Annotated in this window: 23 protein-coding genes, 3 tRNA genes and 1 rRNA gene; 7 read left to right on the top strand and 20 right to left on the bottom strand. The window is 48.6% G+C overall.

What is annotated here, in order from left to right; translation table 11 throughout:
- The first annotated feature begins 45 nt into the window (after positions 1-45).
- Entirely contained in the window at positions 46-1047 is a 1002-nt protein-coding gene (locus KNQ05_RS13645) for a FecCD family ABC transporter permease (protein WP_214770930.1), read from the top strand.
- Positions 1044-2051, top strand: a complete 1008-nt coding sequence (locus KNQ05_RS13640) for a FecCD family ABC transporter permease (protein ID WP_251132527.1) — start codon at positions 1044-1046, stop codon at positions 2049-2051. The genes KNQ05_RS13645 and KNQ05_RS13640 overlap by 4 nt, the downstream gene beginning before the upstream one ends.
- Before the next feature lie 96 nt (positions 2052-2147).
- On the opposite strand, the gene KNQ05_RS13635 is transcribed toward KNQ05_RS13640, so the two are convergent.
- The 9 genes from KNQ05_RS13635 to KNQ05_RS13595 all read right to left on the bottom strand — a co-directional run bounded on the left by KNQ05_RS13635 (position 2148) and on the right by KNQ05_RS13595 (position 6366).
- The gene (locus KNQ05_RS13635) at positions 2148-2633 is read right to left on the bottom strand and encodes a hypothetical protein (protein ID WP_214770927.1); all 486 of its coding nucleotides are present in this window, start codon (positions 2631-2633) and stop codon (positions 2148-2150) included.
- 14 nt (positions 2634-2647) lie between these two features.
- Entirely contained in the window at positions 2648-3124 is a 477-nt protein-coding gene (locus KNQ05_RS13630) for a hypothetical protein (protein WP_214770925.1), read from the bottom strand.
- Between the two features lie 26 nt (positions 3125-3150).
- Entirely contained in the window at positions 3151-3618 is a 468-nt protein-coding gene (locus tag KNQ05_RS13625; RefSeq protein ID WP_214805752.1) for a hypothetical protein, read from the bottom strand.
- A 4-nt stretch (positions 3619-3622) separates the two neighbouring features.
- Positions 3623-4102, bottom strand: a complete 480-nt coding sequence (locus KNQ05_RS13620; protein WP_088838038.1) for a hypothetical protein — start codon at positions 4100-4102, stop codon at positions 3623-3625.
- A 101-nt stretch (positions 4103-4203) separates the two neighbouring features.
- Entirely contained in the window at positions 4204-4362 is a 159-nt protein-coding gene (locus KNQ05_RS13615) for a hypothetical protein (protein ID WP_034801002.1), read from the bottom strand.
- Between the two features lie 171 nt (positions 4363-4533).
- A tRNA-Ala gene (locus tag KNQ05_RS13610) sits at positions 4534-4606 on the bottom strand.
- 107 nt (positions 4607-4713) lie between these two features.
- Positions 4714-5493 carry a twin-arginine translocase subunit TatC gene (gene tatC / locus KNQ05_RS13605; protein WP_029331875.1) on the bottom strand — a complete coding sequence of 260 codons (780 nt, stop codon included), beginning with the start codon at positions 5491-5493 and terminating at the stop codon, positions 4714-4716.
- A 7-nt stretch (positions 5494-5500) separates the two neighbouring features.
- Positions 5501-5707 carry a twin-arginine translocase TatA/TatE family subunit gene (locus tag KNQ05_RS13600; protein ID WP_214770921.1) on the bottom strand — a complete coding sequence of 69 codons (207 nt, stop codon included), beginning with the start codon at positions 5705-5707 and terminating at the stop codon, positions 5501-5503.
- The gene (locus tag KNQ05_RS13595) at positions 5707-6366 is read right to left on the bottom strand and encodes a redox-sensing transcriptional repressor Rex (RefSeq protein WP_088838040.1); all 660 of its coding nucleotides are present in this window, start codon (positions 6364-6366) and stop codon (positions 5707-5709) included. Before KNQ05_RS13595 ends, KNQ05_RS13600 begins: the two co-directional genes overlap by 1 nt.
- A 168-nt stretch (positions 6367-6534) precedes the next feature.
- Between KNQ05_RS13595 and KNQ05_RS13590 the strand changes: the two genes are divergently transcribed.
- Together KNQ05_RS13590 and KNQ05_RS13585 are read left to right on the top strand one after the other, a co-directional pair.
- Positions 6535-8436 (top strand): ABC-F family ATP-binding cassette domain-containing protein, encoded by a 1902-nt coding sequence (locus KNQ05_RS13590; RefSeq protein WP_029331880.1) that lies wholly within the window; start codon positions 6535-6537, stop codon positions 8434-8436.
- Complete coding sequence (locus KNQ05_RS13585; protein WP_029331882.1) at positions 8436-8828, top strand: hypothetical protein; 393 nt, start codon at positions 8436-8438, stop codon at positions 8826-8828. The genes KNQ05_RS13590 and KNQ05_RS13585 overlap by 1 nt, the downstream gene beginning before the upstream one ends.
- Positions 8829-9325: 497 nt before the next feature.
- Here the strand turns inward: KNQ05_RS13585 and KNQ05_RS13580 are convergent, their stop codons facing one another.
- Together KNQ05_RS13580 and KNQ05_RS13575 are read right to left on the bottom strand one after the other, a co-directional pair.
- Positions 9326-9919: a flavin reductase family protein gene (locus KNQ05_RS13580; protein ID WP_088838043.1), complete on the bottom strand. Its 594-nt coding sequence runs from the start codon at positions 9917-9919 to the stop codon at positions 9326-9328.
- An 18-nt stretch (positions 9920-9937) separates the two neighbouring features.
- The gene (locus KNQ05_RS13575) at positions 9938-10336 is read right to left on the bottom strand and encodes a DoxX family protein (RefSeq protein ID WP_029331885.1); all 399 of its coding nucleotides are present in this window, start codon (positions 10334-10336) and stop codon (positions 9938-9940) included.
- A 181-nt stretch (positions 10337-10517) separates the two neighbouring features.
- Between KNQ05_RS13575 and KNQ05_RS13570 the strand changes: the two genes are divergently transcribed.
- Both KNQ05_RS13570 and KNQ05_RS13565 read left to right on the top strand, forming a co-directional pair.
- Positions 10518-10838 carry a winged helix-turn-helix transcriptional regulator gene (locus KNQ05_RS13570; RefSeq protein ID WP_029331888.1) on the top strand — a complete coding sequence of 107 codons (321 nt, stop codon included), beginning with the start codon at positions 10518-10520 and terminating at the stop codon, positions 10836-10838.
- 116 nt (positions 10839-10954) lie between these two features.
- Positions 10955-11410, top strand: a complete 456-nt coding sequence (locus KNQ05_RS13565; RefSeq protein ID WP_088838045.1) for a flavodoxin — start codon at positions 10955-10957, stop codon at positions 11408-11410.
- A gap of 87 nt (positions 11411-11497) precedes the next feature.
- Here KNQ05_RS13565 and KNQ05_RS13560 read toward each other — a convergent pair whose 3' ends face one another.
- Entirely contained in the window at positions 11498-12145 is a 648-nt protein-coding gene (locus KNQ05_RS13560) for a TVP38/TMEM64 family protein (RefSeq protein WP_088838046.1), read from the bottom strand.
- Between the two features lie 160 nt (positions 12146-12305).
- On the opposite strand from KNQ05_RS13560, the gene KNQ05_RS13555 reads away from it, so the two are divergent.
- Positions 12306-12971 carry a haloacid dehalogenase type II gene (locus tag KNQ05_RS13555; RefSeq protein WP_088838048.1) on the top strand — a complete coding sequence of 222 codons (666 nt, stop codon included), beginning with the start codon at positions 12306-12308 and terminating at the stop codon, positions 12969-12971.
- Positions 12972-13029: 58 nt separating this feature from the next.
- Here KNQ05_RS13555 and KNQ05_RS13550 read toward each other — a convergent pair whose 3' ends face one another.
- The 8 genes from KNQ05_RS13550 to rrf all read right to left on the bottom strand — a co-directional run.
- Positions 13030-13599, bottom strand: coding sequence for a hypothetical protein (locus KNQ05_RS13550; RefSeq protein ID WP_088838050.1), 570 nt, complete (start codon positions 13597-13599; stop codon positions 13030-13032).
- 28 nt (positions 13600-13627) lie between these two features.
- On the bottom strand, positions 13628-14635 hold the full coding sequence (gene tsaD / locus KNQ05_RS13545) for a tRNA (adenosine(37)-N6)-threonylcarbamoyltransferase complex transferase subunit TsaD (protein ID WP_214805749.1): 1008 nt from the start codon (positions 14633-14635) through the stop codon (positions 13628-13630).
- The gene (gene rimI, locus KNQ05_RS13540; protein WP_029331901.1) at positions 14632-15090 is read right to left on the bottom strand and encodes a ribosomal protein S18-alanine N-acetyltransferase; all 459 of its coding nucleotides are present in this window, start codon (positions 15088-15090) and stop codon (positions 14632-14634) included. Before rimI ends, tsaD begins: the two co-directional genes overlap by 4 nt.
- Positions 15083-15736: a tRNA (adenosine(37)-N6)-threonylcarbamoyltransferase complex dimerization subunit type 1 TsaB gene (gene tsaB, locus KNQ05_RS13535; protein ID WP_088838053.1), complete on the bottom strand. Its 654-nt coding sequence runs from the start codon at positions 15734-15736 to the stop codon at positions 15083-15085. The genes rimI and tsaB overlap by 8 nt, the downstream gene beginning before the upstream one ends.
- Positions 15733-16182 carry a tRNA (adenosine(37)-N6)-threonylcarbamoyltransferase complex ATPase subunit type 1 TsaE gene (tsaE, locus tag KNQ05_RS13530; protein WP_088838055.1) on the bottom strand — a complete coding sequence of 150 codons (450 nt, stop codon included), beginning with the start codon at positions 16180-16182 and terminating at the stop codon, positions 15733-15735. Before tsaE ends, tsaB begins: the two co-directional genes overlap by 4 nt.
- A 117-nt stretch (positions 16183-16299) precedes the next feature.
- Positions 16300-16376: transfer RNA gene (locus KNQ05_RS13525), tRNA-Met, on the bottom strand.
- A 35-nt stretch (positions 16377-16411) separates the two neighbouring features.
- Positions 16412-16488: transfer RNA gene (locus tag KNQ05_RS13520), tRNA-Met, on the bottom strand.
- Between the two features lie 281 nt (positions 16489-16769).
- Positions 16770-16856: ribosomal RNA gene (rrf, locus tag KNQ05_RS13515) — 5S ribosomal RNA — on the bottom strand; the annotation flags it as partial.

Genomic DNA, 16856 nt, shown 5'->3' with positions numbered 1-16856 from the left:
TCGGTCCCTCCTTTTTGACTATCTAATGAAAGTGAGACGATAACTATGTCATCCGGTCGATTCCCGTTCGGACTGAAAATCACGTTCGGTTTACTCCTGTTCGTCGTCATGTTCTGGATCTCGATGACGTTCGGTGCCGCCGACACGACGATACGTGAGGTCTGGAACGCTTTGACGTTCGGTCCCTTGAACGGTAAAGCAAAAATCATTCAGGAAATCCGGTTACCGCGCGAAGTCGCTGCGATGCTGGTCGGGGCTGCACTCGGTGTCTCCGGTGCGATCATGCAGGCGATGACACGTAATCCCCTTGCCGATCCCGGACTGCTTGGGCTGACGGCAGGCGCGAACGCGGCCCTTGCTCTTGCGCTCGTCTTCATTCCCGGTATCAATTACTACGGCATCATGCTCGCGTGTTTCCTTGGAGCAGCAGCCGGTGCCTTACTTGTCTTCGGGATCGGTGCCTCAAAACGTGGCGGGTTTTCACCACTTCGAATCGTCCTCGCCGGGGCCGCGATTTCTGCTTTTTTATACGCAATCGCAGAAGGGATCGGCATTTACTTCAAAATCGCTCAAGACGTCTCGCAATGGACATCCGGCGGGCTGATTGGAACGACCTGGGGGCAACTGCAAATCATCACCCCCGTCATTTTAATCGGCATCGCGATTGCGATGATCTTCTCACGTCAATTAACGATTTTAAGCTTATCAGAAGAAGTCGCACTCGGGCTCGGGCAAAACATCACCCGGATTAAAGGTGTACTCTACGTCGTCGTCATCCTGCTCGCCGGGGCCGCCGTTGCTTTAGTCGGTAACATGGCATTCATCGGCTTGATGATTCCGCACATCGTCCGCGCAATCGTCGGCACCGATTACCGCTTCATCCTCCCGATGACCGCCGTCTTCGGTGCGACGTTCATGTTACTCGCGGACACGATTGGCCGGACACTGTATGCTCCATACGAAACACCGGTCGTTGCGATCGTCTCGATGCTCGGGCTGCCGTTCTTCTTACTCATCGTCCGCAAAGGAGGTCGTGCGTTCTCATGATCGAAACATCGCTCCGCCGCCGTCAGCGGTTGATCTTTATCGTCTTTAGTCTGTTATTGCTCGGAACGATCATCATCAGTATCGGGCTTGGGCCCGCCTCCCTCTCGTACGACCGGCTTCTGCCGACACTGTTCGGTCAAGGATCGTTCAAAGAAGAGTTTGTTTTGTTCTCACTCCGCCTGCCGCGGATTTTAATCACGGTACTCGCCGGCATGGCACTCGCCTTATCCGGTGCGATTCTTCAGGGCATCACCCGCAACGAACTCGCAGATCCCGGCATCATCGGTATCAATACAGGTGCTGGTGTCGCCATCGCCGCCTTCTTCCTTTACTTCCCGGTCGATGTCGGTGCGTTCATCTATGGGTTACCGGTTGCTGCCTTCATCGGGGCATTGATCACAGCGATTGCCATTTATGCCTTATCGTATGACCGTGTCCGTGGCCTGCAACCGATTCGTCTGATTTTGACCGGGGTCGGATTCTCGATGGCGTTATCCGGCATCATGGTCGTCCTGATTTCATCCGCGCGCCGTGAGAAGGTCGACTTCATCGCCAAATGGCTCGCCGGGAACATCTGGGGAACGGACTGGACATTCGTCTACGCGTTATTGCCTTGGCTGCTTATTCTCGTACCGTTTACGTTTTATAAGGCAAACAAACTCAATCTGCTGGCGCTGAATGAACCGGTTGCGATCGGCGTCGGCGTCGCGATTGAAAAGGAGCGCATCCAACTGTTACTCGCCGCTGTCGCACTCGCTGCATCCGCCGTTTCTGTAACAGGCGGGATCGCCTTCATCGGTTTGATGGCGCCCCATATCGCGCGCGCCCTCGTCGGTCCAAGGCATCAACTGTTCTTACCGATCGCCGTTTTGATTGGCGGATGGTTACTCGTCCTCGCCGATACGATTGGTCGGAACATCGCTGACCCGCAAGGCATCCCGGCAGGAATCGTCGTTGCGATCATCGGTGCTCCTTACTTCATTTATTTGCTGTCAAAAAAATAACCTCTACATGATGCGATCACAACTAAAAACGCAAGAAGTAGGCGAATCCGGAATCCGCCGCCTTCTTGCGTTTTTTTGTTGCTCTAAGATGACCAGTCAATATTTGATTCGTTTTTCTTCCCGTTCCGCCCGGATCAATTCCTGTTCTGATAAGTGTGTCGGATCGAGTCGTTTAATCCGTTTATCGACAATTCGGTCCAATGACAGCACCGTTAGGAAAAAGACAAGGAACGGTCCGATGTATTCGGGACGCGCTACGTAGGGCGTGATGATTTGCCCCAGGACGACGACCAGTACTTCAATGATACTGATCAATATATACGGTAGTCCGAGATGATCCCAGGCCTCAAGCCCGTCAAACCGCTTCTTGAAATAGCGGTACTTCAGGAATCGGACGATCCATCGATAGGATAACAAAGGGACTAACAAGAAATACTGAAACGATGATTCTGTCAGATGCCAATCGTCTGCTAAAAAGAGAAATACAAACAATACCAGTCCAAACAAGACCGTTTGAATGTAACGTGCCTGTTTTAAAAATCGGATATAATCCATTTTCCGCTCGCGTTGCATGCTCTCCATCGTTTGCCTCCTCGTTACATCCCGATTCCTTCGCCCGTCGGATGACGGTGTTCGATTCCTTTTCGGTCCGGTGTCTCAAGCAAATCCATTTTATCGAGCTTCGTTACCGTCCGGTCCGTCCACTTTTGAAATTGCAGCATCCCTGAAATCCACAACATTAGCGGAAACAGATAGCCCCACTGTCCAAGGTGCGGGGCGACAACTGCGGCACCCGCAATAAAGACCGCTTCGAGTAAAGTGATCCCACCGAACAGCAGACCAAGTGGTCGCGCCTGTACCTTCGACCGAACTAACAGAACGGATTGGATCACTCGCTGCATGCCATTATAGGCGAGTAACGGCGTAAGAATCAAAAATCCAACTGCTGAATCCGTCAGGTGCCCGCTTCCGGAGAAGAACAGCACCGCAAAAAATACGCCCGCAATTACATACGTCCGGATTTGCCGGCTGATTTTTGTCCATTTTTGATACGTGCTTAAAGTGTTTCTCATCCGTTCACTCCTCTTGTGTGTTTCGCTTACTTACGGTAACGCTCAATCTCACGCATCGTGACGAATGCCGGATCCAGTTGTTTCGCTTGTTTGTTCAATTGGGACACAATCAAATAGGCGACGATGATCGACATAAGAAAGACCGTAAAAGAAATACCGGCGTATTGTGGAAAAACAGTCCCCACATAAAGTGTAAGGATCGGGATGAACGAACCGATCATCGATACACGTGCCACTTTCAAGACCGTCTTTTTATAGATATCTTTCGTAAGGCGTTGCTTTAAAATCCGCAGACGAATGATTTCTCTAAGTGCGTTAGCCAAACAGAATACCGTAATCGCAAATACGGAGAACAGCCCTGTTTCCCAAAAATCCGGGATGAACCAACCAGCAAGCGCAAGCAACAGAACCGGAACCGGCACCAGATGCTGAATCCTTTTTAATGGCGGTCCGAGTAATTTCAACCGTGTATTTTTTTCAATCAATGTACTCACCTTGTCACTCCTCCACTTCTTTGACGTTCGCATGAATTTCTTTATCACTGACGAAGTCGGGATCGCCTGACCGGGCAATCTTTTTAAACAACCAGTCCGTAACGTAATAGACCGGTGCGAGGATGATCAGCATCCAAAGGGCAATTTTCCAGATCGACATCTCTTTCGTCTCAAGTATCACGGTGTACAGCGAACCGTACAAGACGAATTGAATCCCGAGCCACAGCAACGATTGGTTCATCACTTGGTCGCTTGAGAGATAGCGCGCCAGGATTTTTCGTTTTTCGAGTCGAAACGGGAGATCAAACACGAGAAAGACAAGCGGTAACAGACTCAAGTACATGGTCGTGCTGAAGATTTCCGTAAACGTTCCTGCTGTCGCCATCAAGGCAGCGATGACCCAACTTTTATTCTGCAATTGATTTTTTTCGATATAAGCAACCGTCAACGCCTGTAATCGTTCCTCGCGGAGCGTTTGTTCCATCCTGAAATGCCCTCCCTCGTTTCAACTGTCTATACTGTCATATACTTACAGTTTACCAGTTATGTTTCAAAAAAAAAGAAACTTCCTTAAAAAAGGAGTTTCTAGGCTGAAACTTGAATGATGAGATAGATGACGCTATACGCAACAATTGCTAACGGAATCAGTGCCACACCAATCAACCAACCGTTCTTATCACGGATTCCGAGATACAGAACAAGACAGCCGACGATGAAGGCAATTAACGTCGTAAATGGATTCATAATGCTTCCCCCTCTTGATTACCTATTAAGAAATTTCCCATTCCCTCAAAAGGATAAACACAGAAAACGACTTCAATCGGTTCATCAACATCATCCAGGCTGTAAGCTTCTGTTTTGCCGCCACCACTATAACAAAAAACACCACTCGGCAAATGCCAAGTGATGTACATATGGAGACTATCGGGCTCGAACCGACGACCTTTTGGCTGCCAGCCAAACGCTCTCCCAGCTGAGCTAAGCCCCCTCGTATTCTTGTAATCAGTATAAACCATATCGATTCACTTTTTCAATATAAAAAGAGCGCTTCCAAACAAAAACCTCTCCGTCGCCGAAACGACCGAGAGGAGACTGTTACTTATTCAACTCACGCATCAAATCCGCTTGTCGTTCAAGCTCCGCTTGTTGCTCAAGAATCAGTACTTTTTTGTACGTCCGGGCTGAAATCATGATGCTGATTTCATAGAGGACGAACAACGGTACCGAAATCATCAGATGTGACGTCACATCCGGTGGAGAGATTAAAGCCGCGATGACGAAGAGCGCAAAGTACGCATATTTCCGATTTTTCCGCATGAACAATGGCGTCACGAGTCCAAGACGGGTCAAGAACATCGTCACGACCGGCAGTTGGAACAAGATACCGAACGGAATCGTCAGCCGTATTAAGAAACTAAAATAGTTTTCGACCCCGATGACTTGCTCGATGCCGAGCTCTTGCCCAAGTTCCGTCGATACTTTGAGTAGAAACGGAAGTAACCAAAAATAAGAGAACGCGATTCCGGACAAAAATAAGAAAAATGTGACCGGAATATACGTCAAGGTCGCTTTCTGTTCCTGTTCGAATAAACCGGGTCGGATGAACGCCCATAGCTGGTACATCCAAAATGGTGAAGCCAGGACGACCGCGATGATGAACGCTAAATTCAAGTACAACATCAGGGGATCGGCCACATTAAAGGCATTCAATCCGATGCCGAGCTCTTTCAGGTCCGACTGCAGAAAACGCACGAGCGGTCGGACGAGCGGAAAGGCCGCGGCGAACAAGACGACGACGATGATGAGTGACCAGACGATCCGCTTGCGCAACTCGTCTAGATGCGATGTCACACTCTGTTCTTGATCAATCGCCATAATTTAATCACTTCTCTTTCGATTCATCCTTGTTGTCTTTATCATCGTCCATGATGCCGTGTGTCGCACTCTTGAACTCTTTTAACGTCTGACCGGCAGCACGACCGAGCTCCGGTAATTTTTTCGGTCCGAAGATGATCAACGCGACGGCACCGATCAAAGCGATGCTCCCTGGTCCGATGAACGCGATGGTTGATGGAATAAGGTTTTCCATTATGATTTCACTCCTTCAGCTGATTGCGAATAATGCTTCATGAAATAAACTAGTGACTGCAACTCGATCGACAAATCGATGTGATGGACCCGAACGTGGGCCGGTACGTTCAACCGCGCCGGTGTAAAGTTCAGAATTCCGGTCACACCATACTCAACTAACTCATCCGCTACTGACTGTGCGAACTGGGATGGGACCGTCAAGATGGCGACATCAACCTTGTTCGCTTCGATTTGCTCTTTCATGTCAGAGACATGATAGATAGGAACGTCTTGCGTCGTTGTTCCGACCTTGTTTTCGTCCGCATCAAACGCAACGACTATCCGAGTACTATTATTCTTTAAAAAGTTATAATTTGCAAACGCCGTTCCGAGATGTCCGACCCCGACAAGTGCCACATTCGTGACTTCATCCTGGTTCAGTGTCTTTCGGAAAAACGTCAATAGATGTTGTACGTTGTAACCGTATCCTTTTTTCCCTAACGCCCCAAAGTAGGAAAAATCGCGGCGGATCGTCGCTGAATCGACTTTGACCGCTTCACTGAGCTCTGCTGAAGAGACGCGCAGCTTGCCTGAGTTATAAAGACTCTGAATGAAACGATAATATAACGGCAGTCGTTTCGCCGTCGCTTGTGGTATTTTTGTGTCTGGCCCATTCATACTGCAGTTCCCCCTTCGGCCACGTTCTGACGTGGCACCCAAATCAATGCAAAGAATTCTATTCTCTTTGATTGTAAACCACTTCACATAGACTAACAAATAATATATTCCACGGGACTCCTGCGTTTTTTTCATGATAGACTAAAGGGTGGAAGGATGGATGTTTTTATGATTCTCTTACAAGTGAACCAACTATCAAAATCATTCGGTGTTGAGCCGATTTTAGACAATATTAAACTCGAAGTGCAGGAGCGGGACCGGATTGCGCTCGTCGGACGAAATGGTGCCGGAAAATCGACACTTTTAAAAATCATCGCCGGAGAGCTCAGTCATGACTCTGGTGAGATCATGAAGAGTAAGGAAGTGAAAATCGGTTACCTCGCCCAGGACAGTGGTCTTGAGTCGAATGAAACGATTTGGAATGAAATGTTGACCGTGTTCGAACACCTGCAAGAGCAGGAACGTTCGCTCCGTCGGATGGAGATTGAGATGGGGATGGACCATATCTTAAATGATGCTGTTGCTTACGACCGTCTGTTGAAAACATACGATCAGGCACAACATGACTTCTCGGACGCCGGCGGTTACCAGTTCGAAGCCAACATCCGCTCCGTCCTGCACGGGATGCGTTTTTATCCGGACGATTATTCACGCCGGATCCAGACGCTATCCGGTGGACAACGGACGCGACTCGCACTGGCGAAGATGTTGCTCCAGGCACCTGAGCTGTTGATTCTTGACGAGCCGACGAACCACCTCGACATCGATACACTCTCTTGGCTCGAAAGTTATCTGGCTGGTTACCGTGGAGCGGTCTTGATCGTCTCCCATGACCGTTACTTCCTCGACCAGGTCGTCAACGTCGTCTATGAATTGTCACGGAACGTCTGCCGGAAGTTTACCGGCAACTACACGAAGTACTTGGAACAAAAGGCAGCACTGTATGAACAAGAGATGAAGCAGTTCGAACAGCAACAGGAAGACATCGCGAAGATGCAAGACTTCATCCAGCGTAACATCGCACGGGCGACGACGACGAAACGCGCACAAAGCGTCCGCAAACGTCTTGAAAAAGTCGACCGGATTGATCGTCCGGATGGGGATGAACGCAGCACCGTCCTGTCGTTCCCGATTGAAAAACAAAGTGGGAACGATGTGTTACAAGTCACGCAACTCGCGGTCGGCTATGAAGAAGCCGTCTCAAAAGGCATCACGTTCCGCTTACAACGCGGCGAATCCCTCGCCCTCGTTGGTCCGAACGGAATCGGAAAATCGACGTTACTGAAAGTCCTTGTCAACCGGATTAAACCGTTATTCGGTGAACATCGTTTCGGGACCGGCGTTTCTGTCGGCTACTACGATCAGGAGCAGGCCGAGCTCAACGACCGCAACCGGGTCATCGATGAAATTTGGAACGAGTGGCCGTTGATGCGGGAACAACAAGTCCGGTCCGTCCTCGGTCAATTCCTGTTCAGTGGTGATGATGTCTTCAAGCTCGTTCATGAATTATCCGGCGGCGAGCGCGGACGCCTCGCCCTCGCGAAGTTAAAATTACGCAAAACGAACGTCCTCATTCTCGATGAGCCGACCAATCACCTCGATCTTGATTCGAAGATGGTGCTTGAGAACGCGCTTGTCGACTATGAAGGCACGCTCCTGTTCGTCTCCCACGACCGTTACTTCATCGACCGGGTTGCGACACGCGTCATCGAGATGAATCCGGACGGTGTGACGGATTATCTCGGCGACTACTCTTACTATATGGAGAAGAAGGCCGAGAAAGAAGAAATCGCCCGCCTCGAAGCAGAGGAAGCGAAAGCCATCAAAGTCGCTGCTTCGAAAAGCATCGACAAAGATGCGCAAAAAGAAGAACGGAAAAAGAAACAACAGCTCGAACAACTCGAACAAGACATCGAACGGCTAGAAACGCGATCGACTGAAATCGAACAACTGCTTTGCGAACCGGAAGTCTTCAACGATATTCCGAAGGCGACGGCGCTGTCGGCAGAACGGGATCAGATTGATACGGACCTCCTCGAACTGATGGAACGATGGGAGAGTTTCCACTAATGCGCTCGAAAAGTTATGTCATCAACCTCGTTCAAGGGTTATTGTCCGGGGTGCTCTATTTCGTTCCGATGTATGCCGACTACGTGTCGGCCTTCATCCGGCCGGATGCCTTTAATGCCGTCGTCCTGTTGTTCATCCTCATCTCGTGTATGATCGGTCTCGTGATTAAGACGTGGAGTGGTCTCTTCATCAGCCTCTTATCCGGATTAATCTGTACGTTGCTGACGACCCAGATGTTCGTTGAACTGAATGACCCGTTAATCATCAGCTATTACGGAGCCGTTTCACCGCTCGTCGCCTTTTTGATCAGCTGTCTCGGGATTTGGGCACTGGCGATTCTCTTTTTTCTACTCGATGGTTTCCAGTACGAAAAACGTCACCATGCAGAGTAACTTCTTCAGTTGTCCGACATAAAAAGGCACGTCCCGCGTTCGGGACGTGCCTTTAGACTGTAGACAAGGTACTATCACAATCAAGCGTCTGTTTTCGTTGATTACCTCGGGCGAGGCGCAAGCCGTTGCTCCTTGATCCTAGCGGACAACGAGCAGGGTCTTGCCTGCCTCTGGCAAGTCGCGTTAAAAACGCACTTTTTCCCGTAGGAGTCAACGAAACGTGACGCTTTTTAGACTGTAGACGGTTTAGAGCGCAATCCGTCTCGAATCGCTTTTAAAGCGAAAAGCAATCGGTCGCGACCCTGCAGCTCTGCTGTAGCGGCGCGGAAGATTGCCGCTTTGAAGACGAGGCGAGACAGGGAAGCGTGAACTGACAGCATCCTCATGTAAAATTTTCGTGATTTATAAGAGTTTGGCTATACGCTGAAGGCACGTCCCGCGTTCGGGACGTGCCTTTTTGCTTCTAAAAAATACTAGTCCTACTCGTCGATCCGCCTTCAGCTCGTCGGTCGGGCAATCGTAAAGATGTCTCCGACTTTCGCATAGTCGTTACCTGCGAGACGGGCGATCGCTTTTAAACCATCCGGATCAATCCGGAACGACTCGACGAGTTCATCCGCGACGTGATACCGGACGATCTCCCCAATCAAGAGGTTGGCCCCTTCGAGTTCGAGATGATTCGTCAGCTTCAATTCAAAGCGGATCTTCGCTTCTGCGACAGCCGGAACATCGATCAAATCACTATCGACTAACGTCAAATTCGTCCGTTCGAGTTCACTTTCACCATATGCGAGTGGTGCCGCGGTTTCATTGACTGCCTCGACGATTTCTTCACTGACGATATGGATGACGTATTCCTGATTCAGCAAGATGTTTTTTGCGGTATCCTTTTGCCCTTGCTCCGTCTGCTGGACGGCGATGACCAGTTGCGGCGGGTTGCTTGAAGCGACCGTGAAAAAGGAAAATGGCGCCGCATTGACGACTCCATCTGCACCTTTGGTCGTCACGAACGCGATGGGTCGAGGAATGATGCTGCCGATCAACAATTTATAGTTTTCTTTTGGACTTAAGTCTGCTGCATCAAATTTCATAAAAACCGTCCTTTTCGATCACCCGATAAGTGCTGCGAGTGAATAGTCTCCAGCTCCGATCATCGCAACGCCTAAGGCGATGACGATCAGTGCCATGTTGTATTCGTACCCGTTTTGCGTCACCCAGTAACCATTCGTCCCATGCACTTTGACGATTGCGACGATCATCGAACCGATGATCAGGAGGGCTGCAATCCACAGGAATAATCCACCGGCGAATAATAATCCTCCGACCAGTTCAGCAATCCCTGCCATCAGTGCAAGTGTTTTCCCTGGCTTCATCCCGATGGACTCAAACCAACCGCCTGTCCCTGCGATACCATGTCCACCGAACCATCCAAATAATTTTTGTGTTCCGTGTGCCGCAAATGTTAAGCCGATAATCAACCGAATCAGAAATAATCCTAAATCCATCATGTATAAAACTCCTTTTACTTAATGTTTTTTAATTACTATTAGTAACTTAATATCGATACTAAACTATCACTTACTAAAAGTAAATAGATTTGTTTTCGTTATTTTTATTACTATAAGTAAAATAATTCGTATTTTAGCGTCAAAGTGGGTATACTACATATATAAGAAAGGATGAGCGCTGATGGAGAATACACTAATTCCGACGGCCCTTTGTCCGAAAGTCGAACATGCCTTTGAAATATTGGGCAAGAAGTGGACGGGTTTGATTTTACGTCATCTCTTGACGAAGACCTGTCGTTTCAATGAAATTCAAGATGCGATTCCCGAGCTCTCTGGTCGTATGTTAACGGAACGCATGAAGGAACTTGAGGCGGAAGGTATCGTAGCCCGGACCGTCATTCCGGAACGTCCGATAAAAATTCAATACAGTTTGACAGACAAAGGTCGTCAGCTTGAGCCTGTAATTCGTTCGATCGAAGAATGGGCTGAGTTACAAGATTGACTGAAAAGAAGACATCCATGCTGGGCATGTGGTGTCTTTTTTTATTCTTTTTTGCATTGAGAATCCTTTTCATTTAGAATGAAGTCGTGTCCTACCATGAAAGGATGTGTCACGTCATGAAAATCATGATCGGTTTCGTCAGCATGTCTGGCAACACGGAAGACATCATGCACTTACTTAAATCAGAACTCGAGCAAAACGGCTGCCAGGTGCAGACGGAAGAACTCGATCAACTATATCCAAGCGACTTAGCGCAGTATGATGCCGTCCTGCTTGGTTCTTACACGTGGGGCGACGGTGATCTCCCCTATGAAGCAGAAGACTTCGTCGATGAGCTCGCTGCCAGTTCAATCGCGATTCCGGCTGCTGCCTTTGGTTCCGGTGACCGCGATTATCCGAAATATTGTGCGGCCGTCGATCTGCTTGAACAAGCTCTGACGTCAGCTGGTGCACAAGTCGTCTTACCTGGTCTAAAGATTGAATTTGACCCGGATACGGCCGACAAACAACAGGCTTGCCGGTCATTTGCACAAGAATTTTTCAAGCACGTCGAACAGCTTGTCATGAACTAACGCTTTAACAAAGAACGCATTCAAGAAGCAATCGCTATACAGACAAGAGGACTCTTCCGATGTCGGAAGAGTCCCGTGATGTAATGCTTAACCAAGATTCTTTTTCGCTTTCCAGCGTTTTTGAAGATACCACGGCACGATTGTCAAAATTAAAAAGACAATGATTGCACCAATGATGATTCGTGGGTCTTTCGAGACGATACTGCTCCCTAAAAAGTTATAGGCGAACGTTCCGGGAATGATTCCGATCAGCGTAGCTAAGAAGAACGGCAATAAACGAACTTTCGAGAGTCCAGCTGCGTAACTGATCAAGTCAAAATTAAAAATCGGCAACAACCGAAAAATTAAGACATAGATGAACCCATTTTTTTCGAGCTGTTGCTGGATTTGATCGACTTTTCCGGCACCGTTCTTAATAAATCCCTTACCCAGTTTTTTTGCGACTAAGAAGGCGACGACTGCTCCTAGTGTAGCACCGATGACGGTATAGACCGTCCCCATCAAGGCGCCGAAGGCGAGTCCGCCTGTGATTGACAGGACAGACGCCGGAAAGAAAATCAACGGACGTACGGTATAGAGGACGATATAAAGAATCGGTGCCCACATCCCGAACGATAAAATCCATTCCTTGATGTCTGTCGGACTAACATTTAAATACGATCGACTGAACCAAATCAGACCGATGATGACGAGTAACACGAATGCAAGACGTACTCCTTTTTGTTGGCGTGACATAATTTCCTCCATTTCATTGAGCATATATGAACGCGGTATATATAGAATTCCCAACAATCGATTTTCTTATACCTGATGCAATTTATTGAATATGCGTTTCAGCCGCTCACGATTTTGGGAACTACTAAAAGATAACATGGAAAATAGAAAGGTGATAACTATGACACAATCAATAAAAGCACTCGTCTTTGATGTCTATGGTACATTATTTGACGTTCATGCTGTTAAAGTCAAAGCAGAAGAACTCTATCCGGAGCATGGCGCAGACATCAGCCAAGTCTGGCGTCAAAAACAACTTGAATATTCCTTTTTACGTCAACTGAATGGACAATACGTTCCGTTCAGTCAAGTGACGCGTGATGCACTCCGTTATGCCCTCTTACAATTGAAGTTGCATGTGACGGAAGAAAACATTGCTGCCTTAATGGAGGCCTATCTCGAGCTGTCGCATTACGACGAAGTCGAAGCAGTCTTACAAGAGATGAGCGGCAAACAATTGGCCGTCTTTTCAAACGGCTCCCACGATATGCTTGACCCGTTAATCGAACAGTCCGGACTCGGATCACTGTTTGATCACATCATCAGCGTTGATGACATCAAACAATACAAACCGACGCCTGCTGCTTATATGCATGCGCTGAACACACTCGGTCTGAAACGCGAAGAAGTCTTGTTCATGTCCTCGAACGGATGGGACATCACCGGAGCGAAGAGCTTCGGTTTCCGGACGGCCTGGATCAACCGGTCCGGCTTACCGGTCGAAGAACTGAACCTCGACCCCGACAGCATCTATGACGACTTGAACGGTTTGCTCGAATGGAAATGAAGTTAACTAAAAAGACAGCCGATATTCCTCCGTTACATCGAGGAAAATCGGCTGTCTTTTAGTAATTCGCAAGACGCGAATATCCTTTTTTGAAGAGATCTAGCTTCAGTCCACCGTCTTTTTCGATAAAGAAGAGGTACTCTTTTTGATCTGTATCTTTATAAAAAACTTTATAGAGCGTCAGTGTGCGTTTCTTATTGTTCTCGACTGCGATTACTTCGTGCTTTGAGATGACTTCTGCTTGTACTTGCTCCGCGTCAAGACGGTCGACCATCGGCTGGAAGGATTCCTTTTCCGCATCGGTCGCCGGTTTCCCCGGTGCGATCGTGAAGTAATCGTCACTTGCCTTGTTCGTCAATCCGTACTTCCGGTCGACGAGAACGACATTTTTTAGTTCACCGTTTACCGTCCGGTCAAACGCATACAGCTTCTCGATCCGCGTTTGCTCTCCTTCAGCACGACCGATTTCGTACAACGGTTCTTGTTTCGTATTCGTTTCGACTGCTTTCTTATCCGGGACAAGTTCCTCTTTGTAAGCGACTTGATAGGCATCGACGATTTCGCGAATCTGTAGTCCGATCGCAACCACGACGAGTATACCAAGTACGACGATAATGACTTTTTTCATGTTGGTTCCCCCATGTCTCTCGTATTCCTTACTTTAAATCTAGCCCAGGTTCTGCATTCATGGCAAGTGTCGATTGGCGTTGCGCCCGATAGGGATGAATCGCGGCGGCTCCAATCATCGCTGCGTTATCGCCACATAAGTGCATCGGTGGGATGACGAGGGTGATCCCTTCACGCTGACAAGCTTCCGTCAATCCGTGGCGTAACCCTTTGTTCGCTGCGACACCACCTGCGAGTAAGAGTTGTTTTCCACCCTTCTCTTTGACGGCACGAATCGCTTTAGCGACGAGCACTTCAACGACACTCGCTTGAAAACTTGCTGCCAAATCTTCCGGGATGATCACTTCACCCCGTTGCTCTGCATTATGCACCGCATTGATGACAGACGATTTTAAGCCGCTGAAGCTAAAATCATACGAATCTTTTTCGAGCCAAATCCGTGGAAAGTGGAATGTGTCTTGTCCTGTTTGTGCCAATTGGTCAATCCGGGGTCCACCGGGATACGGTAATTTCAATGTCCGTGCGACTTTGTCGTATGCCTCGCCTGCTGCGTCATCACGTGTTTCACCAATCACTTCATACACACCATCTTCCGGCATATAAATCAATTCCGTATGACCGCCTGAAGCAATCAGGCAGACGAGCGGAAATTCGAGTTCCTGGACGAGGCGGTTCGCATAGATGTGTCCGGCGATATGATGGACGCCGAGCAATGGTTTACCGTGCGCGAAAGCGAGTGCCTTCGCTGCACTGACCCCAACGAGAAGTGCACCGACAAGACCTGGCCCTTCCGTAACCGCAATCGCATCGATGTCGTCAATCGTTACGTTCGCTTCCGTCAAAGCATCATCGATGACATAAGTGATCCGCTCGACGTGATGACGTGATGCGACTTCCGGGACGACTCCGCCAAAGCGTTTATGGCTCTCGATTTGAGACGAGACGACGTTCGATAAGACGTTCGTTCCTCCCCGGACGACGGCAGCTGCCGTCTCATCACAGCTTGATTCAATAGCAAGTATCAATGGTTGTGTCATGTCTCGTCTCCTTCTAGTTCCAACCAGTAGATGGCTGCATCTTCATTATTGTCTTGATAGTAACGTTTGCGTGTTCCGGCATATAAAAAACCGAGTTTTTCATACAAGGTACGTGCCGGTGTATTCGAGACGCGGACTTCAAGCGTCATTGCCCGCAGACCGAGTTCCCGTGCGACTTCAATCAATTCCTCTAGCAACCCTTCACCAAGCCCGAGCCCACGTGCCGTACGTTTCACAGCGACGTTCGTGATATGACCTTCATCCGCGATATGCCAAAGTCCGGCAAAGCCAATGATTTCGTCCGTTTCTGCGACAAGGTAATAGGCATTCGGATTTTGCGTCATTTCCGCGATGAAGGCTGTGAGCGTCCAAGGTGTCGCAAAGGACTCCAGTTCGACCGCATGCACACCGGGTGCATCGGCGACTGTCATTTTACGAATACGCGCGTCAGTCATGACGTTGCGCCTCAATCCACTTCGCTTCTGCCTCGGCAAGGCGTAAATAGCGTGGTTCAAATGCATGCACATCGACCGGGACACGTGTCGCGCCTAGTAAAGCCAATACACCTGCGCGTGGCGTCCGAAACGCAGGCCCAACGATTTCAAACGGTTGCAGCGCTTTAACGAATTTTTCCGTATCACCTGTCATCAACGTATCTGTCGGTAACGTCGCAACAAAGTCAGCGACTGTCGTGTGTTGTTCGTCGCCAACGCGCTCACCGTTTTCGTACATACCAACAAAGCCCGTTCCGCGGCGTGCATCTTGAATCGCGACGACCCGTCCCGTCCGTCCTGTTGATGTTGCCATCAGCTCGAGCGTCGAGACGGCAACCAGTTCGATGCCAAGTGTATAGGCAAGTGTTTTGGCCGTCGTCGCTCCGATTCTCAGTCCCGTATACGAACCCGGACCATCTGCGACGACAATGCGTGTTAATTCTTTAGGTGACCAGTTCGCTTCTTGCATCAATCGTTCGAGTAACGGCATTAACTTCGTTGCATGGTTCAAGGACGTCACATACGATGCTTCCGCAATGATTTGTGTTCCGTCCGACAGCGCAACAGAAAGTTGTTTTGTTGATGTATCGATCGCTACGATTTTCATAAGCTTAATCCCTCACATATCTTAATGTACGCCTCACCGATTGGCTGAAGACGGAAACGTCGTGCATGGTCTCCTGTCCGTTCGATTGTGATGACGAGCCGTTCCGGAGGCAAGACGTCTGCAATCAACTCTGACCACTCAACGACTGCGACCCCGTCGCCGTTCAAGTATTCTTCAAGACCAATGTCGTCACCCGATCCCTCTAGACGGTAGACATCCATATGGTATAACGGCAAACGACCATTATAGACCTTCATGATTGTAAAGGTCGGACTGTTGACATTACGCGTCACACCAAGTCCTTTTGCGAAACCTTGCGTAAACGCTGTTTTTCCCGCTCCAAGATCGCCATCCAATGTAATGACCATCCCCGCGAAGGCACGGTGTCCGAGTGTTACTGCGAGAGCCGTCGTCTCTTCTAGATTTGCCATTTCAAGTTCTATCATCCTGCGTCCCTCCTCTTGTCATCTTTCTCTATTGTATCTATTGTACCGAACAAAAAAGACAAAAAAAAATACGAAACGCTGAACGTTTCGTAGTAAAGTTGAAGTTAAGTTTAAAATTGGTTGCGGGGGCTGGATTTGAACCAACGACCTTTGGGTTATGAGCCCAACGAGCTACCAGACTGCTCCACCCCGCGACGATAAACGTTTCGGATTTGAATTATTTAAAAATTGGTTGCGGGGGCTGGATTTGAACCAACGACCTTTGGGTTATGAGCCCAACGAGCTACCAGACTGCTCCACCCCGCGATGATATAACGTTTCGACAGATATTAATATAACATGTCGTTTCGTGAATTACAAGGAATTCATTAATTTTATTTAAATATTTTCTTGAAATAACTCAGAAAATGCTCTTTTTGCTTTTAATTAAGCAGCTGTCAGCTTGATTCAGCATGTAGACAACATAGTAATCTTTTTCTTTTTTCCTTCCTATCGACTTTGTCCTAGCAGACAATGAGTAGCGAATTGCCTGTCTGTTAAAGAGAAAAAGGACCGACCTGCAAGATGCAGATCGGTCCTTTTCAATTGCCTGGCAACGTCCTATCCTCACAGGGGGAAGCCCCCAACTACTTTCGGCGTTCAAGTGCTTAACTTCCGTGTTCGGCATGGGAACG

This window comes from Exiguobacterium sp. s125 (assembly GCF_018618605.1).
Classification (GTDB): Bacteria; Bacillota; Bacilli; order Exiguobacteriales; family Exiguobacteriaceae; genus Exiguobacterium_A; species Exiguobacterium_A oxidotolerans.
Note: the sequence above shows the minus strand (reverse complement) of the source record. Positions and strands in the feature narration are given on the sequence as shown.